This is a genomic window from Rhodococcus sp. NPDC019647, from assembly GCF_044389235.1.
In the GTDB taxonomy this organism is placed as follows: Bacteria; Actinomycetota; Actinomycetes; order Mycobacteriales; family Mycobacteriaceae; genus Rhodococcus_F; species Rhodococcus_F oxybenzonivorans.
This window is the reverse complement of the sequence record NZ_JBIRXS010000023.1, coordinates 92,529-106,749: the sequence shown is the minus strand read 5'-3', so window position 1 is coordinate 106,749 and position 14,221 is coordinate 92,529. Positions and strand designations below refer to the sequence as shown.

Genomic DNA, 14,221 nt, shown 5'->3' with positions numbered 1-14,221 from the left:
GGGTCAGGGTGGCACACACCAGACCGCAACGCGCAGGAGCCCGACATGACCGTTCCCGTCCGCTGGATGTTGTCCCAGCCGGATCTGGCTCTCGAACTCCGAGGCGGAGCCGCAGGCCTCGGTAACGAGATCACCTTCGCCATCACCACCGAATTGTCCGATCCGTTCCGGTGGCTCTCCGGTGGGGAACTGCTGCTCACCACAGGGCTGCGACTGCCCCTGACAGCGGCCGACCGGGCCCGGTATCTACGCGGACTCGACGGCGTGGGAGTGGCCGCCGTCGGATTCGGCACGGGGTTGTCGCACCCGGAGGTGCCGGAGGACCTCGTCGCCGTGGCCGACGACCTCGGTCTTCCGCTGCTGGAGGTGCCGTTGCCGACCCCGTTCGCCGCCGTCGTCAAACGCGTGATGAACCGTCTGGCCGAACAAGAATACGAGTCGGTCCTGCGCGCGTCCCGGGCACAGCCACGAATGACGCGGGCCGTCATCTCGGGTGGAACCGGCGCCACCGTCCGTGAACTCGCGATGGCCACCTCAGCCACGGTGCTACTTCTCGATCTGTCCGGCAGGGTTCTCGAACACCATCCCGCGCGACCGGACGACGAGGTCCTCGACGAAGTGCGCGATGTGCTGGCGGCAGGAACGGGTGGAGCGTCGAGCAGCGTGTCGCTGGCGCGTTCGGGGGCCTCGATCACCGTCCAGCAGATCAGTGTCGGAAGCACCCCGCACGGGCATGTGGCGGTGATCAGTCCGACGGCGCTCAGCCACGTCGATCAGATTTTGCTGGGTCACGCCAATTCGCTGCTGGCGCTGGACTTCGAGAAGCCCGCTCGCCTGCGCGTCGCGCAGAATCAACTCAATTCGCACGCGCTCGGTCTGCTGCTCACCGACGATCGCGACCTGGCGCCTGCGTGGGAGCAGATTCGGGGCGCGGCCGATGCCGACGGGATGGTGCGAGGTCTGACGGTGGTCGCCGAGACTCTGGAACTCGCGCAGCGGGTGGAGTCGGCGGTCGCCGCGGCGATGGACACGGTTGGGCGCCAGCTCTTCTCGCGTCGCCACGACACCCGGATCACAGTTCTTCTCCGTGGAACCGACGACGTGGACTTCGCACGGTCGATGCTGAGCGCGCTGCCCCCGGGCACGCGTAAGGCGGTCCGAGCCGGGTTGAGCGGGCGACGGGAGCTGTCCGGTGTCGTGGCGGCGATCGAGCAGTCGCAACTCGCGGCGTCGGCGGCCGAAGCCGGGGCCGAACCACTGGAATTCGCGGCGCTCACCGGCAGTGCCCTACTCGCGTTCAGCGCGACCCGTGAAGTACTCAATTCGCTGGCGGACACAATGATTGCACCCATCGACGACTACGACCGCGTCAACGGCACAGAGCTTCTGGGGTCGTTACGGGCGTTCCTCGAGGCGAACGGGCATTGGGAGTCCGCGGCCGCCGCGATGGGCGTCCACCGGCACACCCTGCGCAGCAGGATGGCGCGGATCGAAGCCCTGATCGACTGCAGGCTGGACGTGGCGCGGGTGCGCGCCGAACTACTGCTCGCGATCATCGCCCGGCAGTCGTGACTGCCGGGCGATGATCGCCGGGGCCTACTGCCCGAGGCGCGCGACGATATCCGCGGCGGTGCGCTGACCCATCCGGACGGCGCCGTCCACGTGCTGGTAGCCCTCGGCCGCGATGTCCGAGCAGGAGAAATGGAACGGCCCGACCGGGGTCCGCGTGTCCTTTCCGTACCGGTGAAGGCCACCGAGGTCGAAGCTGGCGGCGTACGCGCCCCGCGTCCATTCCTCGGAGCCCCAGTCGGACTCGTAGTACACCACCGGCTCGGCCGCCTTCGGTCCGAGGTAGCGGGCGAGCGAGCCGAGAATGGTGGCGCGACGTTCCTCTTCGCTCAATTCGAACATCGCGTCGGCTTTCTCGTCCGACACGAACGCGACGAGGGTGCCCCGGGTGTCGTCGTAATTGGTGTTGTCGTACACCTCCTGCACGATCTCCGAGGCCCCGAAGCCGGTGCCGGACAGACCGTCTTCGCGCCAGAAGGGCGTCTCGTACACGGCGTGCACCTTGATGACGAGTCCGAGTGACTGATGTTGATGCATCTGGTGCTGGCGGCGCGGCAGCGGCGGATCGTAGGAGATCCGGGAGTAGAGGTTGGGTGGCACCGCGAGCACGACCCGCGACGCCTCCACACGGACGTCGCCGTCGGCCAAAACGACGGCACCCTGCTCGCTCCACTGCACGGTGCGCACGGGTGCGTTCAGGAACACGTCGTCCCCGAGCGCGGCGGCCAGCCGGATCGACACCTGCTGCATGCCGCCGATGACGCGCTTGTCGAGGATGAAGTCCTCGTCCACGAGGTGCGAGAACGAGCCGGCGGACGCGGCCATCAGGACGGCTTGCAGCGCGGAGAATGCGTGCGCGGGCTTGGTGAGCATGCCGCCGGCGATGAACAGGCCGATGTTGTCGCGGGCTTCGGCGTCGTCGGACTGCTCGATCAACCAGTGCTTGAACGAGATGGTGTCGAGCTCGCGGGCACGGGGATGCGCCCAGGGCTCCTCTGCGCCGACCTGCGCGGCGAGGTCGTCGAGAATGGAGATCAGGCGGTCCATCTCCTTCCGCGTCGTCTCGTCGACGGGAAACGATTCACCGGTGTAGCGGGTGCGTTTCCCGGCGGCCGAAATGTAGACGGATTCGCCCTCGCGGTAGCGGTCGAACGTCTCGAGGCCGAGTTCGTCGAGCAAGGAAATCAGCGCCGTCTGATCGGGCGAGACCCATTGACCGCCGATTTCGAGCGTGGCCCCGTCGATCGTGTCGGTCCAGGTGCGTCCTCCGACGCGGTCGCGCGCCTCGAGGACTGCCACGGACAGGCCTGCCTTGCGCAGTGCGGTCGCGGCGGCCAGCCCGGACGGGCCGGCACCGACAATGGCGACATCTCGCTGGAGAGTAGGCACTTTCGAACTCCTTCGATCGGTGGTGAGGTATGGGGTTACGGCGATAGGGGTCATCGGCAGCGGGTCAGTGCGAGAGTGAGCTCGGCATCGATCACGCAGATACTCGAATTGTCCACCCGATCGCGACTGCGGAGCTCGCCGAGCATGTGTGACAGCCGTTCCGCGGCCGTCGGATGCCGGTCGAGCCAGGCGGCGACGGCGTCCGCCGCGGAGGTGTCGGGGGAGGCATCCCGCAGAACCGAGCCGATCAGCGCGTGCCAGTGCTCCTGCAGGTTGTCGACGAGGACGGCCGCCGCCATCGTCTCCCAGTAGGCGGTCCCGGTCTCACCGACGGAGAACCGTTCCGACAGCCAGTCGAGGCCGATGACCTTGCCGAATTCTCGGTAGGTTTCCGCGACCTGGGTGATCGGCAAGCCGAGCGTGCGTGCGGTGTCCTCGAGTGCGAACGCCTGCGCGAGGATGCGCAGCGTGCTCAAGTCCTGCGCGGGTGCACCGGTCAGCCGGGGCAGGGCGGAAGCCAGTTCGCGGACGGGGTCGGTGAATCGCTCGATCGACGCGCGAGCGTCGGTGTCGGCGGTGCGGTGCCGCAGGAGCCACGACGTGGTGCGCTCGATCAGGTCCTGGATGCCGAAATGCAGATTCAACCTCGTGCGGTGGGAGGCACCCGGCAAGGCGAGTACCTGGTCCCACAAGCGATCGATGTCGAACACCTGCCGCACCACCGCGTAGGCGCTCGTGATGTCGGGGGTGCCGACACCGAGGCGCTCCTCCAGGCGATGGATCAGTCCGGGTCCCACCCGGTCGATCATGTCGCCTGCGACGAGCACGGCGACGATCTCGCGGGCCAGTCGGTGTCCGCTGATCTGCTGCGGTACCCGCTCCCGGATCGGTGCGGGAAAGTAGTCCGCCAGGACGCCGTCGAACACCGCGTCGTCGAGGACCGGGGAGGCGAGTAGTTCCGTAACGACGAGATTCTTGGACTGTGCCAACAGGACGGCGATCTCGGGACGGACCAGTCCCTGCCCGGCGCGGTGTCGTGCAGTCAATTCCGCTGCGGTCGGGAGGACCTCGGCGGATCGACTGAGTCCTGCGTCCCGTTCGAGGTTTTCGATCAGCCGTTCATGACGTCCGAGAAGGAAGGGGGCGTGCACCTCGGCGAGACTGATCGCGAGGGTCTGGGCCGACGCGTCGGCCAGCACCGACTCGGCAATCTCGTCCTGGACGCGAGCGAGGAGCGAGTTCCGTTCCGCAGCAGGCAGTTCTCCGGCCGCTACCGCCGCGTCCACCGCGATCTTCAGGTTCACTTCGCGATCGGAGGTGGCGACACCGGTGGCGTTGTCGATGAAGTCCGCGTTGATGCGGCCGCCCCTCAGCGCATACTCGATGCGGGCCCGCTGGGTGAACCCGAGGTTCCCGCCCTCGCCGACCACTGCGGCGCGCAGCATGTCGGCGTCGACGCGGACGGAGTCGTTGGCCGGGTCGGCAGCGTCGGCGTTGCTTTCCGCGGACGCCTTGACGTAGGTTCCGATTCCGCCGTTCCACAACAGATCGACCTCGGCCTTGAGCAGGGCCTTCACCACCTCGTGCGGGGGCAGTTCTGCTTCCTCGACGCCGAGCCGTTCGCGCACCCGAGGGGACAGCGGAATCTTCTTGGTGGTCCGAGGCCACACCCCGCCACCGGCGGACACCACGTCGCGGTCGTAGTCGTCCCAGCTGCTTCCCGGCAACCCGGCCAGTCGTTCGCGCTCGCGGTAGGACGCTTCGGAATCCGGGTCCGGGTCGAGGAAGATGTGCCGGTGGTCGAACGCGCCGACGAGGCGGATCGCGCGACTGAGCAGCATGCCGTTGCCGAAGACGTCCCCGGACATGTCGCCGATCCCCACCACGGTGAACGCGTCGGTGTCGACGTTCTTGCCCATCTCGGCGAAATGTCTACGTACCGAAACCCATCCACCGCGTGCGGTGATACCCATCGCCTTGTGGTCGTAACCCGCCGAACCTCCGGAGGCGAAGGCGTCGCCGAGCCAGAAACCGCGTCGCACCGCAATACTGTTGGCGAGGTCGGAGAACCGCGCCGTGCCCTTGTCGGCGGCCACCACCAGATACGGATCGTCGCCGTCGTAGATCACGGTGTCGCGGGGGTGCACCACCTCGCCGTCGACGATGTCGTCGGTGACGTCGAGCAGTCCCTCGATGAAGGTCGTGTACGCCTGCCGCACAGCATCGGGAGCCGGATCGGTGCGCACGACGAACGCGCCCTTCGCGCCCATCGGAACGATCGGCGAGTTCTTCACGTGCTGCGTCTTCATCAGGCCCAGTACCTCGGTGCGGAAGTCGTCCTTGCGGTCCGACCAGCGCAAACCGCCGCGGGACACCGTGCCGCTGCGCACGTGACTGCCCTCCACTATGCGAGAGTGCACGAAGATCTCGCGGTACGGGGTGACGGGAGCGGACAGCGACAGCAGCGCAGGATCGATCTTGAACGCCGCCGCGGTGCCGGCTCCCGCCGTGCGGTCGTGCTGAAACCAGTTGGTGCGCAGTACGGCCGAAATGAACGACAACAGGCCGCGCAGCAGGCGGTCCTCGTCCAACGTCGTGGTCTTCTCGATGGCGGTGAGGAGAATCTTTTCCGCATCCGCGACGGCCGTGCCCCGATCGGTCCGCGCAGGATCGAAGCGAGCCGCGAACAGTGCGCCGAACCCGCGCACGAAACTGCTGTTGCGCAACAGGATTGCCACGATGTTGGGCTCCGACAGGCCGAGTCCCACCTGGCGGAGATAACGGCAGGCCGCACGGATCACGACGGCGTCGGACCACGACACGTTGGCGGCCGGAATGAGGCGGGTGAATCCGTCCACCTCCAAATGGCCGGCTGCCGCGGCCCCGAACGCGGCGGAGACGAGGCCGGGAGTCGCGCTGTCCCAGGCGGAGCCGTCGGTGCTGAAATCGAAGCGGTGCACTACCGTCTCGCCGGACTCGGCGGCGGGAAGCTGCTCATGGGAGGCAACCCGCAAACCGAGGTCGGCGAAGAGGGCGACGAGCTCCGCGAGCAGGGGAGCCTGCGGCCAGACCATCACGGCCGCCCGCCCGGACCCGGTGTCGGCGGGGTCGAGGAAACGTAGCTGCGGAGTGGTGTCGCCCGATGCTTGTACCGCGCGCGATTCGGCGCGCTCGTCCTGATGTGGACGAGGAGTGTCGGTCGTGCTCGGAATGACACCGGTAAAGCTCATCGTGTGGCTCCTGACCCCTGATCTGGCAAACGCGTGACTGGGAACAAGTCTGCCGAGGAGAGACGCACGCCACAGCCGACGAAGTGGAGCGTCGAACACCGGCCGGTGCGACATTTAGGCACCCGTGAGTACTTATTAACCGCGGGTGGTTATGAAGTACGCACGGCTCGCCAAGTGGACACCGCCGCCGTGCCCAGAAGACCTCCGGTGATCACGAAGATCGACGCCGTGCCCGCGACACCGGCCATAGCGCCTGCGGCCAAGGGGATCAGCACCTGGCCCAGGCGGTTCCCGGTCAGGCGCAGAGACAACGCGGCCGCCCGGTTGGGGCCGGTGACGAGGCCGGTCACCCAGGTCATCGTCAGCGGCTGCCCGATGCCCCAGAAGAAGCCGGCCACCACCAGGAGCAAGGCCATCCACCACGGATCGCGGACGAACGGCAGGAGCGCGGTGGGCAGCGCCGAACACAATGTCGCGGAGACGAGCAGTCGCTGTCGCGGTGCCCGGGTGAGCAGCCACGGCAGAAACGCCCGGGACACGATTGATGCCGCGGTACGCGCGGTGAGCAGCAACGACACCAGGAGAACGCTGAAACCGAATTCGTGGCCCAGGACGGGCAGATAGGCCACGACGACGTCGACGGAGGCGAGGACGATGAGGCTGCTGAACACCGCGGGTCGCATACCGGACGTCGAGATCATGCTCGCGACGGACTGCTGGTCTTTCGCGGCCGGCTTCCTGGACTGCGGACGCTCGCGGATCGGCAACGCGAACGGAATCGACGCCAGCGACACCGCTGCCATGACCGCCAGCGCGAGAGTGGTCTGCACCGGTCCGCCGTCCGAGCTGCGGGCCGCGATCAGCCCCACGACCGGCACGCCGACGGCCTGACCGACCGACACGCCGAGGGTCAGGCCCGCGAACCCCTTGTCCAGCTCGCCCGGTTTCGACAGCAAGGTGATGAATCCCTGCCCGGCCACGGTGACGAGAATCTGGCCGAACCCGAGGACCACGTTGCCCACGCCGAGCACGATCAGGTCGTTGCTGAGCGCGATCACCACGACACCGAGTGTCGTGAGCGCGACGCCGGTACGCAGGACAGCTGCCGCGTGCCGCTGGTCGACCGCCCGCCCGATGCGGACCGCGACGAGCAGGGGTGCCAGCGAGAACAGGGCCGTCACGATTCCGATAGTGACCGCGTCACCGCCGAGAGCGAGGACACGGTACGAGACGAGAACGCGGACGGCGTGATAGACGGCCTGGAGTAGTGCGGTGGCGATGCAGACGTTGAGGAACCAGTGCTTCAACGGCTCACCCGTTGATCACCCGGCGATCGCCGAGCGGCGCCTGCAAAGGCACCTCGAGCGTGCCGAACACTGCGACCAGGATGCACATCTTGTCGGCCGACTCCGGCAGGCTTCCGGTGCGTAGGGAGATGGTGACGGTGGTGTCCGTCTCGGTGACGGTCGCATCGGCGCCGTAACACTCCGGGGTTCCGGTGACGAAATGGATCGCGATCTTGTTGCCGTCGGCGCGGGACCACGACTCGAATGGGGTCGGATGGGCACGGACGATGTCGGGCCGGGCGGTGAACACCGTACCGAATTCCTCGCCGGGTACCTCGCTGGGCACGGGCATCCCCGACGACGGATGGGTGGGGCTCGGGTCGACGGCGGATGCGATCTCGGGGGGAATCGTCGGTTCGTCGGTGCTCGAGGTGGACCCGCATCCGGCGACGGCGAGGCAGGCCAGCACTGCGAGGGCGATTACGCGCATAAGCCACCGTAACCCCGTCACGCGAGCAGTCCCGAGACCAGCGCGATTGCCGGAATTGCCGCCAAAGTAGTGACGAAGGCCGTGTCCCGCGCCAGCACCGTTCCGCACCGGTACCGGCTGGCGTAGACGAAGACGTTCTGCGCCGTCGGCAGGGTCGACACAACCACGATCGCGAACAATTCATGCCCCTCGAGGCCGAGCAGGTATCGCGCCATCAGGTACGCGAGGACGGGTTGCACGCCGATCTTGAGCACCGAAGCCAGTGCGACTTCCCGGCGTGGACTCGTTCCCTTCTCGAGGACGCGCACCCCGTACAGCGAGATACCGAAGGCGAGCAGGGCACCCGGTACGGAGGCGCCGCCGATGAGCCGGAACGGTTGCATCACCGCTTCGGGCGGGGTCCAGTCGACGAGGGCGAGCACCAGTCCCGCGGCGCCGGCCACGACGATCGGATTCTTGAACGGTGCGGTTACGGTCTCGAGTCGTGATGCGCTCCTGCGCAACGTGGTGATGTCCAGGATGGTCAACGCGATCGGCGAGTACACGATTATCTGGAACAGGAGCAGTGGGGCCACGAACGACGCGTCACCGAGCACGAACACCGCAATGGGAATGCCCAGGTTCGCGGAATTGACGTACGACGCCGACAACGCCCCGATCGTCAGCTCCGGAAGCGACCTGCGTAGCCATACCCGCGCCACCACCATGTACAGTGCGCCGACTGTCAAAGCGGTCGCAGCAGCGACGGCCAGCGTCGGCGAAAAGATCACGGAAAGGTCGGACGATGCAAGCGAATCGAAGAGCAGCGCCGGTGTCGCGACGAAGAACACCAGCCTGCCCAGGACGGATTCGCCCTCCGCTCCGAGCGTTCCACGCCGGCCGAGAATGTAGCCGATCGCGATGATCACGAAGATGACGGTGAATCCCGCAACTATTCCCGACACGCTGCGGGGCACCTCCTCGACCGGTGAGCCTCTTGTCGGCAAACCGTCCGAAGTCTAGTGGGCACCTTTCCGGTGGGTGACAATAGGCTCGAGCGGGAACCGGGAGAGGCACGTGCGTTCGGACGTGCGCGAGGAGTTGCGATGCTGCGTCGGACGACCATTCTGTGCGCGCTGTTCTGCGCCTGCGTTCTCACGGCGGTCACGGCTCCCGCTACGTCTGCGCTGGCGCCCCCGTCGAGCGGCGACCCGCAATTGGTGTCGCTCGCCGGACAGGTTCTGAGCCGCAGCTATCGCGAGAACGCCAGTGTCGCATACGTGGACGCCTCCGGAACCCGGTTCGCCCACTTCGGCGCGGCCGACGACACCGAGTACGAGATAGGTTCTCTCACCAAGACGTTCACCGCGCAGCTGTTCGTCGACGCGGTGGCGCGCGGTGAGGTGCGGGAGGACACCACCGTCGGAGAATTGCTGCCGTTGTGGGGTGCGCCGGTCGCCGACGTGACCCTGCTCGAATTGGCCTCGCACACGTCGGGACTGGCGCAGTTTCCGATGACCACCGATGCCGTTGTGGCGGTGGGCCACTGGGTGTCCGCGACCAATCCCTTCACATACGACCGGGAGGTGCTGCTGCAGCAGGTGCAGTCGGCGCAGCTCGGCAGTCGCGGAACGTACGCGTATTCGACGGTTGGTTTCGCGTTGCTCGGACAGGCGTTGGCCGCAGCCGTCGGCACCGACTATCCGTCGCTTCTGCGCGAACGGATGCTGGTACCGCTCGGGTTGTCGGATACCTGGTTACCGCTGACTGCGGCAGACCTGCCCGCCGACGCCACCCGCGGATTCGACGTACTGCATCGATCGCAGGCCCCGTGGCCGCTCGACGCCTACGCTCCCGCCGGTGGGCTGCGGTCCACGGCGGCGGATATGGCGGGCTACGTACGGCAGCTTATCGACGGCACGGTGCCGGGCAGCGCCGCGATGGATCAGCGGTGGATCGGCAACACCTACCGGGCATTGACGTGGTCGGTGGTGCCGTTCGAGGGTGGCGAGTACACGCTCCACGGCGGGGCGACGGGCGGGTTCCAGTGCACCGTGGTTCTCGATCGGCGCGGCGAGCGCGGATTGGTCATTCTCACCAACACCATCGGTGGCCTCGAGCAGCAGGGACTCGACATCCTGTCGTCGCTCTGAGCTCGAGCGAGTGCGACCAAAGGCTCGGCGTTACCGTCGTACCCCTGGCGGGTATGTGCCGCTACAGTGGAAGTCATGACCCCGGCGGCGAGACGTATGCGTACGCCCACCGCACGCATTGCGTTGCTGGTCACGGTGGCGGCTGCGGTCCTTGTGATGCACAGTTTCACCGCCGCTTCCGCTCCGGCTCATGACGGTTCGTTGCATGCCGCGGCCGTCTCGCACGACCCCGGTACGAACCACGGCCACGACTGCACGGGAAACGAGTGCGAACAGTCGCACCCCAACGGACATCACTGCGCCGGCGTGGTCGTCGTGGCACCGGTGCTCACGCGTGCGACGGTACCCTGCGTGGCCGGTGCCGAGGCGCCGTCGCCGATGTCGCGGGTGAGCGTCGACCGGGTGCAGTCCGGACGTGGACCACCGGCGTGGACCGTGTTGTCATTGGCGCAGCTGTCGATACTGCGGGTGTGACGGGGAGTCCGGAGCTCAGGGCTCCGGCGGATCTTGCTGTCACTTTCCCGAAGCATGTCCATGAGGAGATTTCCCATGCGTACCACCCGTGCAGCTTTCATTGCCGCGGCGGCCGGCGCCGCGCTCGTCCTCGCCGGCTGCGGCACCGACTCGTCCGACCCGAGCAGCTCGGGCGCCTCGCCGACGTCCCACTCCATGTCGACCTCGGCCGAGGCCGGCAGCGGGGCCGAAGCTCAGTTCAACGACGCCGACATCACGTTCCTGCGCGGCATGTATCCGCATCATGCGCAGGCGGTGCAGATGGCCGAGATGGTCGACGGCCGCACCGACAATGCCGAACTGGTGGCGCTCGCCCAGCGGATCGAGGCCGCTCAAGCACCGGAGATGGATCAGATCACCGGGTTGCTCGCTCAGTCTGGTGACACCGCTCCGACGTCCACCGGTCACGAAGGGATGGACCATGGGTCGGGCGCCGGAATGATGTCCGAAGACGACATGTCCACCTTGATGGGCATGTCGGGGCCCGAGTTCGACCGGATGTGGCTGACGATGATGATCGAGCACCATGAGGGCGCCGTCGAGATGGCCGACACCGAACTGGCGGAGGGCGAGAATCCCGATGCCAAGCAACTCGCCACCGGCATCGTGAGCGCTCAGCAGCGGGAGATTGCCGAGATGCAGGCGATGCTCGGCTAGCTCCGCTCGGAATACGCCGAAGGCCGCGTAGTCCGTGGACTACGCGGCCTTCGGTTGTCTGTGAAGAAGCTGCTACCGGCTGGTGAAAGGCAGCAGGGCCATCTCGCGAGCGTTCTTGACGGCGACGGCAACCTGGCGCTGCTGCTGCGGGGTCAGGCCCGTCACGCGGCGGCTACGGATCTTGCCGCGATCGGAGATGAACGTGCGGAGAAGGTTGATGTCCTTGTAATCGACGTACTCGATCTTCGCCGCGAACAACGGGTTCTTCTTCGGCTTGCGTCCCTCGACGGGACGCGGCTTCTTCGACGGTGCTCTCTTGACTGCCATCTTCTTCCTTTACCAGCTCGACTTGTGGACGCCTGGCAGCTCCCCGCGGTGTGCCATCTCGCGAACACGCACGCGAGAGAGCCCGAACTTCCTCAGGTGGCCGCGCGGACGTCCATCCGCAGCGTCTCGATTGCGCAATCGTACCGGACTCGAGTCCCGGGGTAGACGCTGCAGTGCCGTCTGCGCCTGCGCGCGCTCGTCATCGCTGCTCGACGGGCGGCGGATGACCTCTTTCAGCTCGGCCCGCCGCTCCGCGTAGCGCGCAACGATGATTTTGCGCTGTTCGTTCTTTGCGATCTTCGACTTCTTCGCCATCGGGGTGTCTTCTACTTTTCTTCTCGGAAATCGACGTGGCGCCGGACGACGGGGTCATACTTCTTCATCACCAGTCGGTCGGGGTCGTTGCGGCGGTTCTTCCTGGTGACGTAGGTGTGTCCCGTACCCGCCGTCGACTTCAGCTTCACGATCGGACGGATTTCGTTCCGGGCCATCAGACCTTCCCTCCGCGGGCCCGGATTTTGGCAACCACGGCCTCGATTCCGTCCCGGTCGATGGTTTTGATCCCCTTGGCGGAGACGGTGAGAGTGATCCGCCGCCCCTCGCTGGGCAGAAGGTATGTCTTCTTCTGAATGTTCGGATCCCAGCGCCGATTGGTGCGCTTGTGGGAGTGCGATACGGATTTGCCGAATCCTGGCCGGCGTCCGGACACTTGGCAATGTGCCGACATGGGCATTCCTTTCTGTCTCCTCCCGCATCCAGGCGACTACCGGTCAGCAAGGTGATGACAATCATTTTCGACAACGACGAAAATCCAATGTAGCGTTTCTCGGTAAGCAATGACAATCGTTATCGAAAGGGTGCTCGTGAGTGAGATTCACCGGACGCCGCTCGTCCTGGTATCCGGATGGAGCGGCCCCACCGACACCGTCGCGCGGTCGCTGCTCCGTGACGACACCGTGGTCGTGCATCACGACCTCGACCTCGTGCACGAAGGCGTCGTGCGGCGCACCGTCACCACGATGGAGTCGGGGAGAGAGCGCACCCGCGTCGGAATCCTCGAGCTCGCGCACGGCTGTATCTCCTGCACACTCCGGGAAGACCTGCTCCCGTTGCTCCGCCGCCTTCATGCACGCAGCTCCGTGCAGCGCATCGTGTTGCACCTCGACCGCCGGCTCGAACCCGAGGCCGTGTGCTGGGCAATCGAGCACGTGGTGGTGTCCGGGGTAGTCGGCCAGCTCGACGGAACCGCCTCACGGGATGTCCGTGTCGAGGCCGCGATCACGTGCATCGACGCCCAGTCGTGGCTCGACGACGCGACCGGCGACGAGGCTCTGGGCGACGACCGGACCGTCGCCCAGGTCGCCGTCGGGCAGGTCGACTTCGCCGACGCCCTGGTGGTGTCGGGCAGCGCCGGCGACGGGTGGCAGCAGGCCAGGCTCCACGCCGTCCTGGCGCGGCTCGCTCCCGGCGCACCGATCGCCTGGGACGTCGACGGACTCGACGTCGAGCGGTTGCTCCTGGAAATCCCCTCCGGTGCCCGGCGGGGCGAGCTGACGAACGCCCACTCACCTCTGCTGCGGGGGCAGCCGCCGCTGTCGCACGACTGCGGGGTCATGATCGTCGAGTTCTCGGCGAACCGGCCCTTCCACCCCGAGCGACTGCACGAGGCCATCGACGTTCTTCTGGAGGGTGTGGTCACGGCGCGCGGCCGGGTGTGGGTGGCCACGCAGCCCGACGAGGCGCTGTGGCTCGAATCCGCCGGTGGGGGACTGCGGGTGGCGAGTGCCGATCGATGGCTGGCCGCGATGACCCCGGCCGAACAGGACCAACTCCCCACGGCGCGGCGAGCAATGGCGGCCCTGTGCTGGGACGAACGGTTCGGCGACCGGCACAGCTCGATGGTGGTTCTGGTACATGCGGCCGACCCCAGCGACATCGACCGGACGCTCCAGTGGGCGCTGGTCACCGACGAAGAACTCGCCGACGAGGCCGCGTGGGAGTCGTGGCCCGACCCGTTCGGCCAGTTCCACGAAGACCCCTGCGACAGCAGCGAATCACCGTACGCAGAACCCGACAGCTCGAGAGAGGGACACGAATGAAACCGAACATCCACCCCGACTATCACCCCGTGGTCTTCCAGGACGCCAGCACCGGAACCACGTTCCTCACGCGGTCGACGGTGACCAGCGACCGCACCGTGGAGTGGGCGGACGGCAACACCTATCCGCTGGTGGTGGTCGACGTGACCAGTGAGTCCCACCCGTTCTGGACCGGCGCGCAACGCGTCATGGACACCGCGGGCCGCGTCGAGAAGTTCGAACGCCGGTATGGAGTGCGCAAGCGCCTGTGAGTACTTCTTAACACTCCGTGGTTAAGAAGTACTCACAGGCGACGAAGGAGGAGAGAGGAAGATGGCAGTACCCAAGCGCAAGATGTCGCGGTCCAACACGCGTAGTCGTAGGTCGCAGTGGAAGGCTCAGGTTCCCGACCTGGTGGAGGTGACTGTCGGGGGAACCACCCACCGTGTACCCCGCCGGTTGGTGAAGGCCGTGAAGCTGGGATTGCTGGACCCGGCTGGCAGGTAGGCCCGACCCGGCCGGGACGAAACGACGGCAGGCCCGCGTGCGA

16 protein-coding genes are annotated in these 14,221 nt (G+C 66.8%); 7 read left to right on the top strand and 9 right to left on the bottom strand.

Features of this window, described 5'->3' with window-relative positions; genetic code table 11:
- Positions 1-45 precede the first annotated feature (45 nt).
- Complete coding sequence (locus ACH49N_RS29210; RefSeq protein WP_358275938.1) at positions 46-1,572, top strand: PucR family transcriptional regulator ligand-binding domain-containing protein; 1,527 nt, start codon at positions 46-48, stop codon at positions 1,570-1,572.
- A 24-nt stretch (positions 1,573-1,596) separates the two neighbouring features.
- Here ACH49N_RS29210 and ACH49N_RS29205 read toward each other — a convergent pair whose 3' ends face one another.
- From ACH49N_RS29205 to ACH49N_RS29185, 5 genes are all read right to left on the bottom strand, one after another.
- Positions 1,597-2,958: an NAD(P)/FAD-dependent oxidoreductase gene (locus ACH49N_RS29205; protein ID WP_358275940.1), complete on the bottom strand. Its 1,362-nt coding sequence runs from the start codon at positions 2,956-2,958 to the stop codon at positions 1,597-1,599.
- Between the two features lie 50 nt (positions 2,959-3,008).
- The gene (locus tag ACH49N_RS29200; protein WP_358275942.1) at positions 3,009-6,188 is read right to left on the bottom strand and encodes an NAD-glutamate dehydrogenase domain-containing protein; all 3,180 of its coding nucleotides are present in this window, start codon (positions 6,186-6,188) and stop codon (positions 3,009-3,011) included.
- Positions 6,189-6,337: 149 nt separating this feature from the next.
- Positions 6,338-7,495, bottom strand: a complete 1,158-nt coding sequence (locus ACH49N_RS29195) for an MFS transporter (protein WP_358275944.1) — start codon at positions 7,493-7,495, stop codon at positions 6,338-6,340.
- A gap of 4 nt (positions 7,496-7,499) precedes the next feature.
- Positions 7,500-7,964, bottom strand: a complete 465-nt coding sequence (locus ACH49N_RS29190) for a hypothetical protein (protein WP_358275946.1) — start codon at positions 7,962-7,964, stop codon at positions 7,500-7,502.
- Positions 7,965-7,981: 17 nt separating this feature from the next.
- Positions 7,982-8,908 carry an AEC family transporter gene (locus tag ACH49N_RS29185; protein WP_159924979.1) on the bottom strand — a complete coding sequence of 309 codons (927 nt, stop codon included), beginning with the start codon at positions 8,906-8,908 and terminating at the stop codon, positions 7,982-7,984.
- A gap of 141 nt (positions 8,909-9,049) precedes the next feature.
- Here ACH49N_RS29185 and ACH49N_RS29180 point away from each other — a divergent pair, with 141 nt between their 5' ends.
- The 3 genes from ACH49N_RS29180 to ACH49N_RS29170 all read left to right on the top strand — a co-directional run bounded on the left by ACH49N_RS29180 (position 9,050) and on the right by ACH49N_RS29170 (position 11,266).
- A complete protein-coding gene (locus ACH49N_RS29180; RefSeq protein ID WP_358275948.1) occupies positions 9,050-10,096 on the top strand; it encodes a serine hydrolase domain-containing protein in 1,047 nt (348 codons plus the stop codon).
- A 75-nt stretch (positions 10,097-10,171) separates the two neighbouring features.
- Positions 10,172-10,570 (top strand): DUF6153 family protein, encoded by a 399-nt coding sequence (locus ACH49N_RS29175; RefSeq protein WP_358275950.1) that lies wholly within the window; start codon positions 10,172-10,174, stop codon positions 10,568-10,570.
- A gap of 75 nt (positions 10,571-10,645) precedes the next feature.
- Entirely contained in the window at positions 10,646-11,266 is a 621-nt protein-coding gene (locus ACH49N_RS29170) for a DUF305 domain-containing protein (protein WP_358275952.1), read from the top strand.
- A 72-nt stretch (positions 11,267-11,338) separates the two neighbouring features.
- Here ACH49N_RS29170 and rpsR read toward each other — a convergent pair whose 3' ends face one another.
- The 4 genes from rpsR to rpmB are packed head-to-tail and all read right to left on the bottom strand — an operon-like array spanning position 11,339 to position 12,320.
- Positions 11,339-11,593: a 30S ribosomal protein S18 gene (gene rpsR, locus ACH49N_RS29165; protein WP_005238639.1), complete on the bottom strand. Its 255-nt coding sequence runs from the start codon at positions 11,591-11,593 to the stop codon at positions 11,339-11,341.
- Between the two features lie 9 nt (positions 11,594-11,602).
- Positions 11,603-11,908: a 30S ribosomal protein S14 gene (gene rpsN, locus ACH49N_RS29160; RefSeq protein ID WP_109332620.1), complete on the bottom strand. Its 306-nt coding sequence runs from the start codon at positions 11,906-11,908 to the stop codon at positions 11,603-11,605.
- Positions 11,909-11,919: 11 nt separating this feature from the next.
- Complete coding sequence (gene rpmG / locus ACH49N_RS29155; RefSeq protein ID WP_159924985.1) at positions 11,920-12,084, bottom strand: 50S ribosomal protein L33; 165 nt, start codon at positions 12,082-12,084, stop codon at positions 11,920-11,922.
- Positions 12,084-12,320: a 50S ribosomal protein L28 gene (gene rpmB, locus ACH49N_RS29150; protein ID WP_358275955.1), complete on the bottom strand. Its 237-nt coding sequence runs from the start codon at positions 12,318-12,320 to the stop codon at positions 12,084-12,086. The genes rpmG and rpmB overlap by 1 nt, the downstream gene beginning before the upstream one ends.
- Before the next feature lie 109 nt (positions 12,321-12,429).
- Between rpmB and mrf the strand changes: the two genes are divergently transcribed.
- The 3 genes from mrf (at position 12,430) to rpmF (ending at position 14,178) form a co-directional block, all read left to right on the top strand.
- Positions 12,430-13,692, top strand: coding sequence for a ribosome hibernation factor-recruiting GTPase MRF (gene mrf / locus ACH49N_RS29145; RefSeq protein WP_358275957.1), 1,263 nt, complete (start codon positions 12,430-12,432; stop codon positions 13,690-13,692).
- Positions 13,689-13,943 (top strand): type B 50S ribosomal protein L31, encoded by a 255-nt coding sequence (locus ACH49N_RS29140; RefSeq protein WP_109332605.1) that lies wholly within the window; start codon positions 13,689-13,691, stop codon positions 13,941-13,943. The genes mrf and ACH49N_RS29140 overlap by 4 nt, the downstream gene beginning before the upstream one ends.
- 61 nt (positions 13,944-14,004) lie before the next feature.
- On the top strand, positions 14,005-14,178 hold the full coding sequence (gene rpmF / locus ACH49N_RS29135) for a 50S ribosomal protein L32 (RefSeq protein WP_159924991.1): 174 nt from the start codon (positions 14,005-14,007) through the stop codon (positions 14,176-14,178).
- Positions 14,179-14,221: the final 43 nt, after the last annotated feature.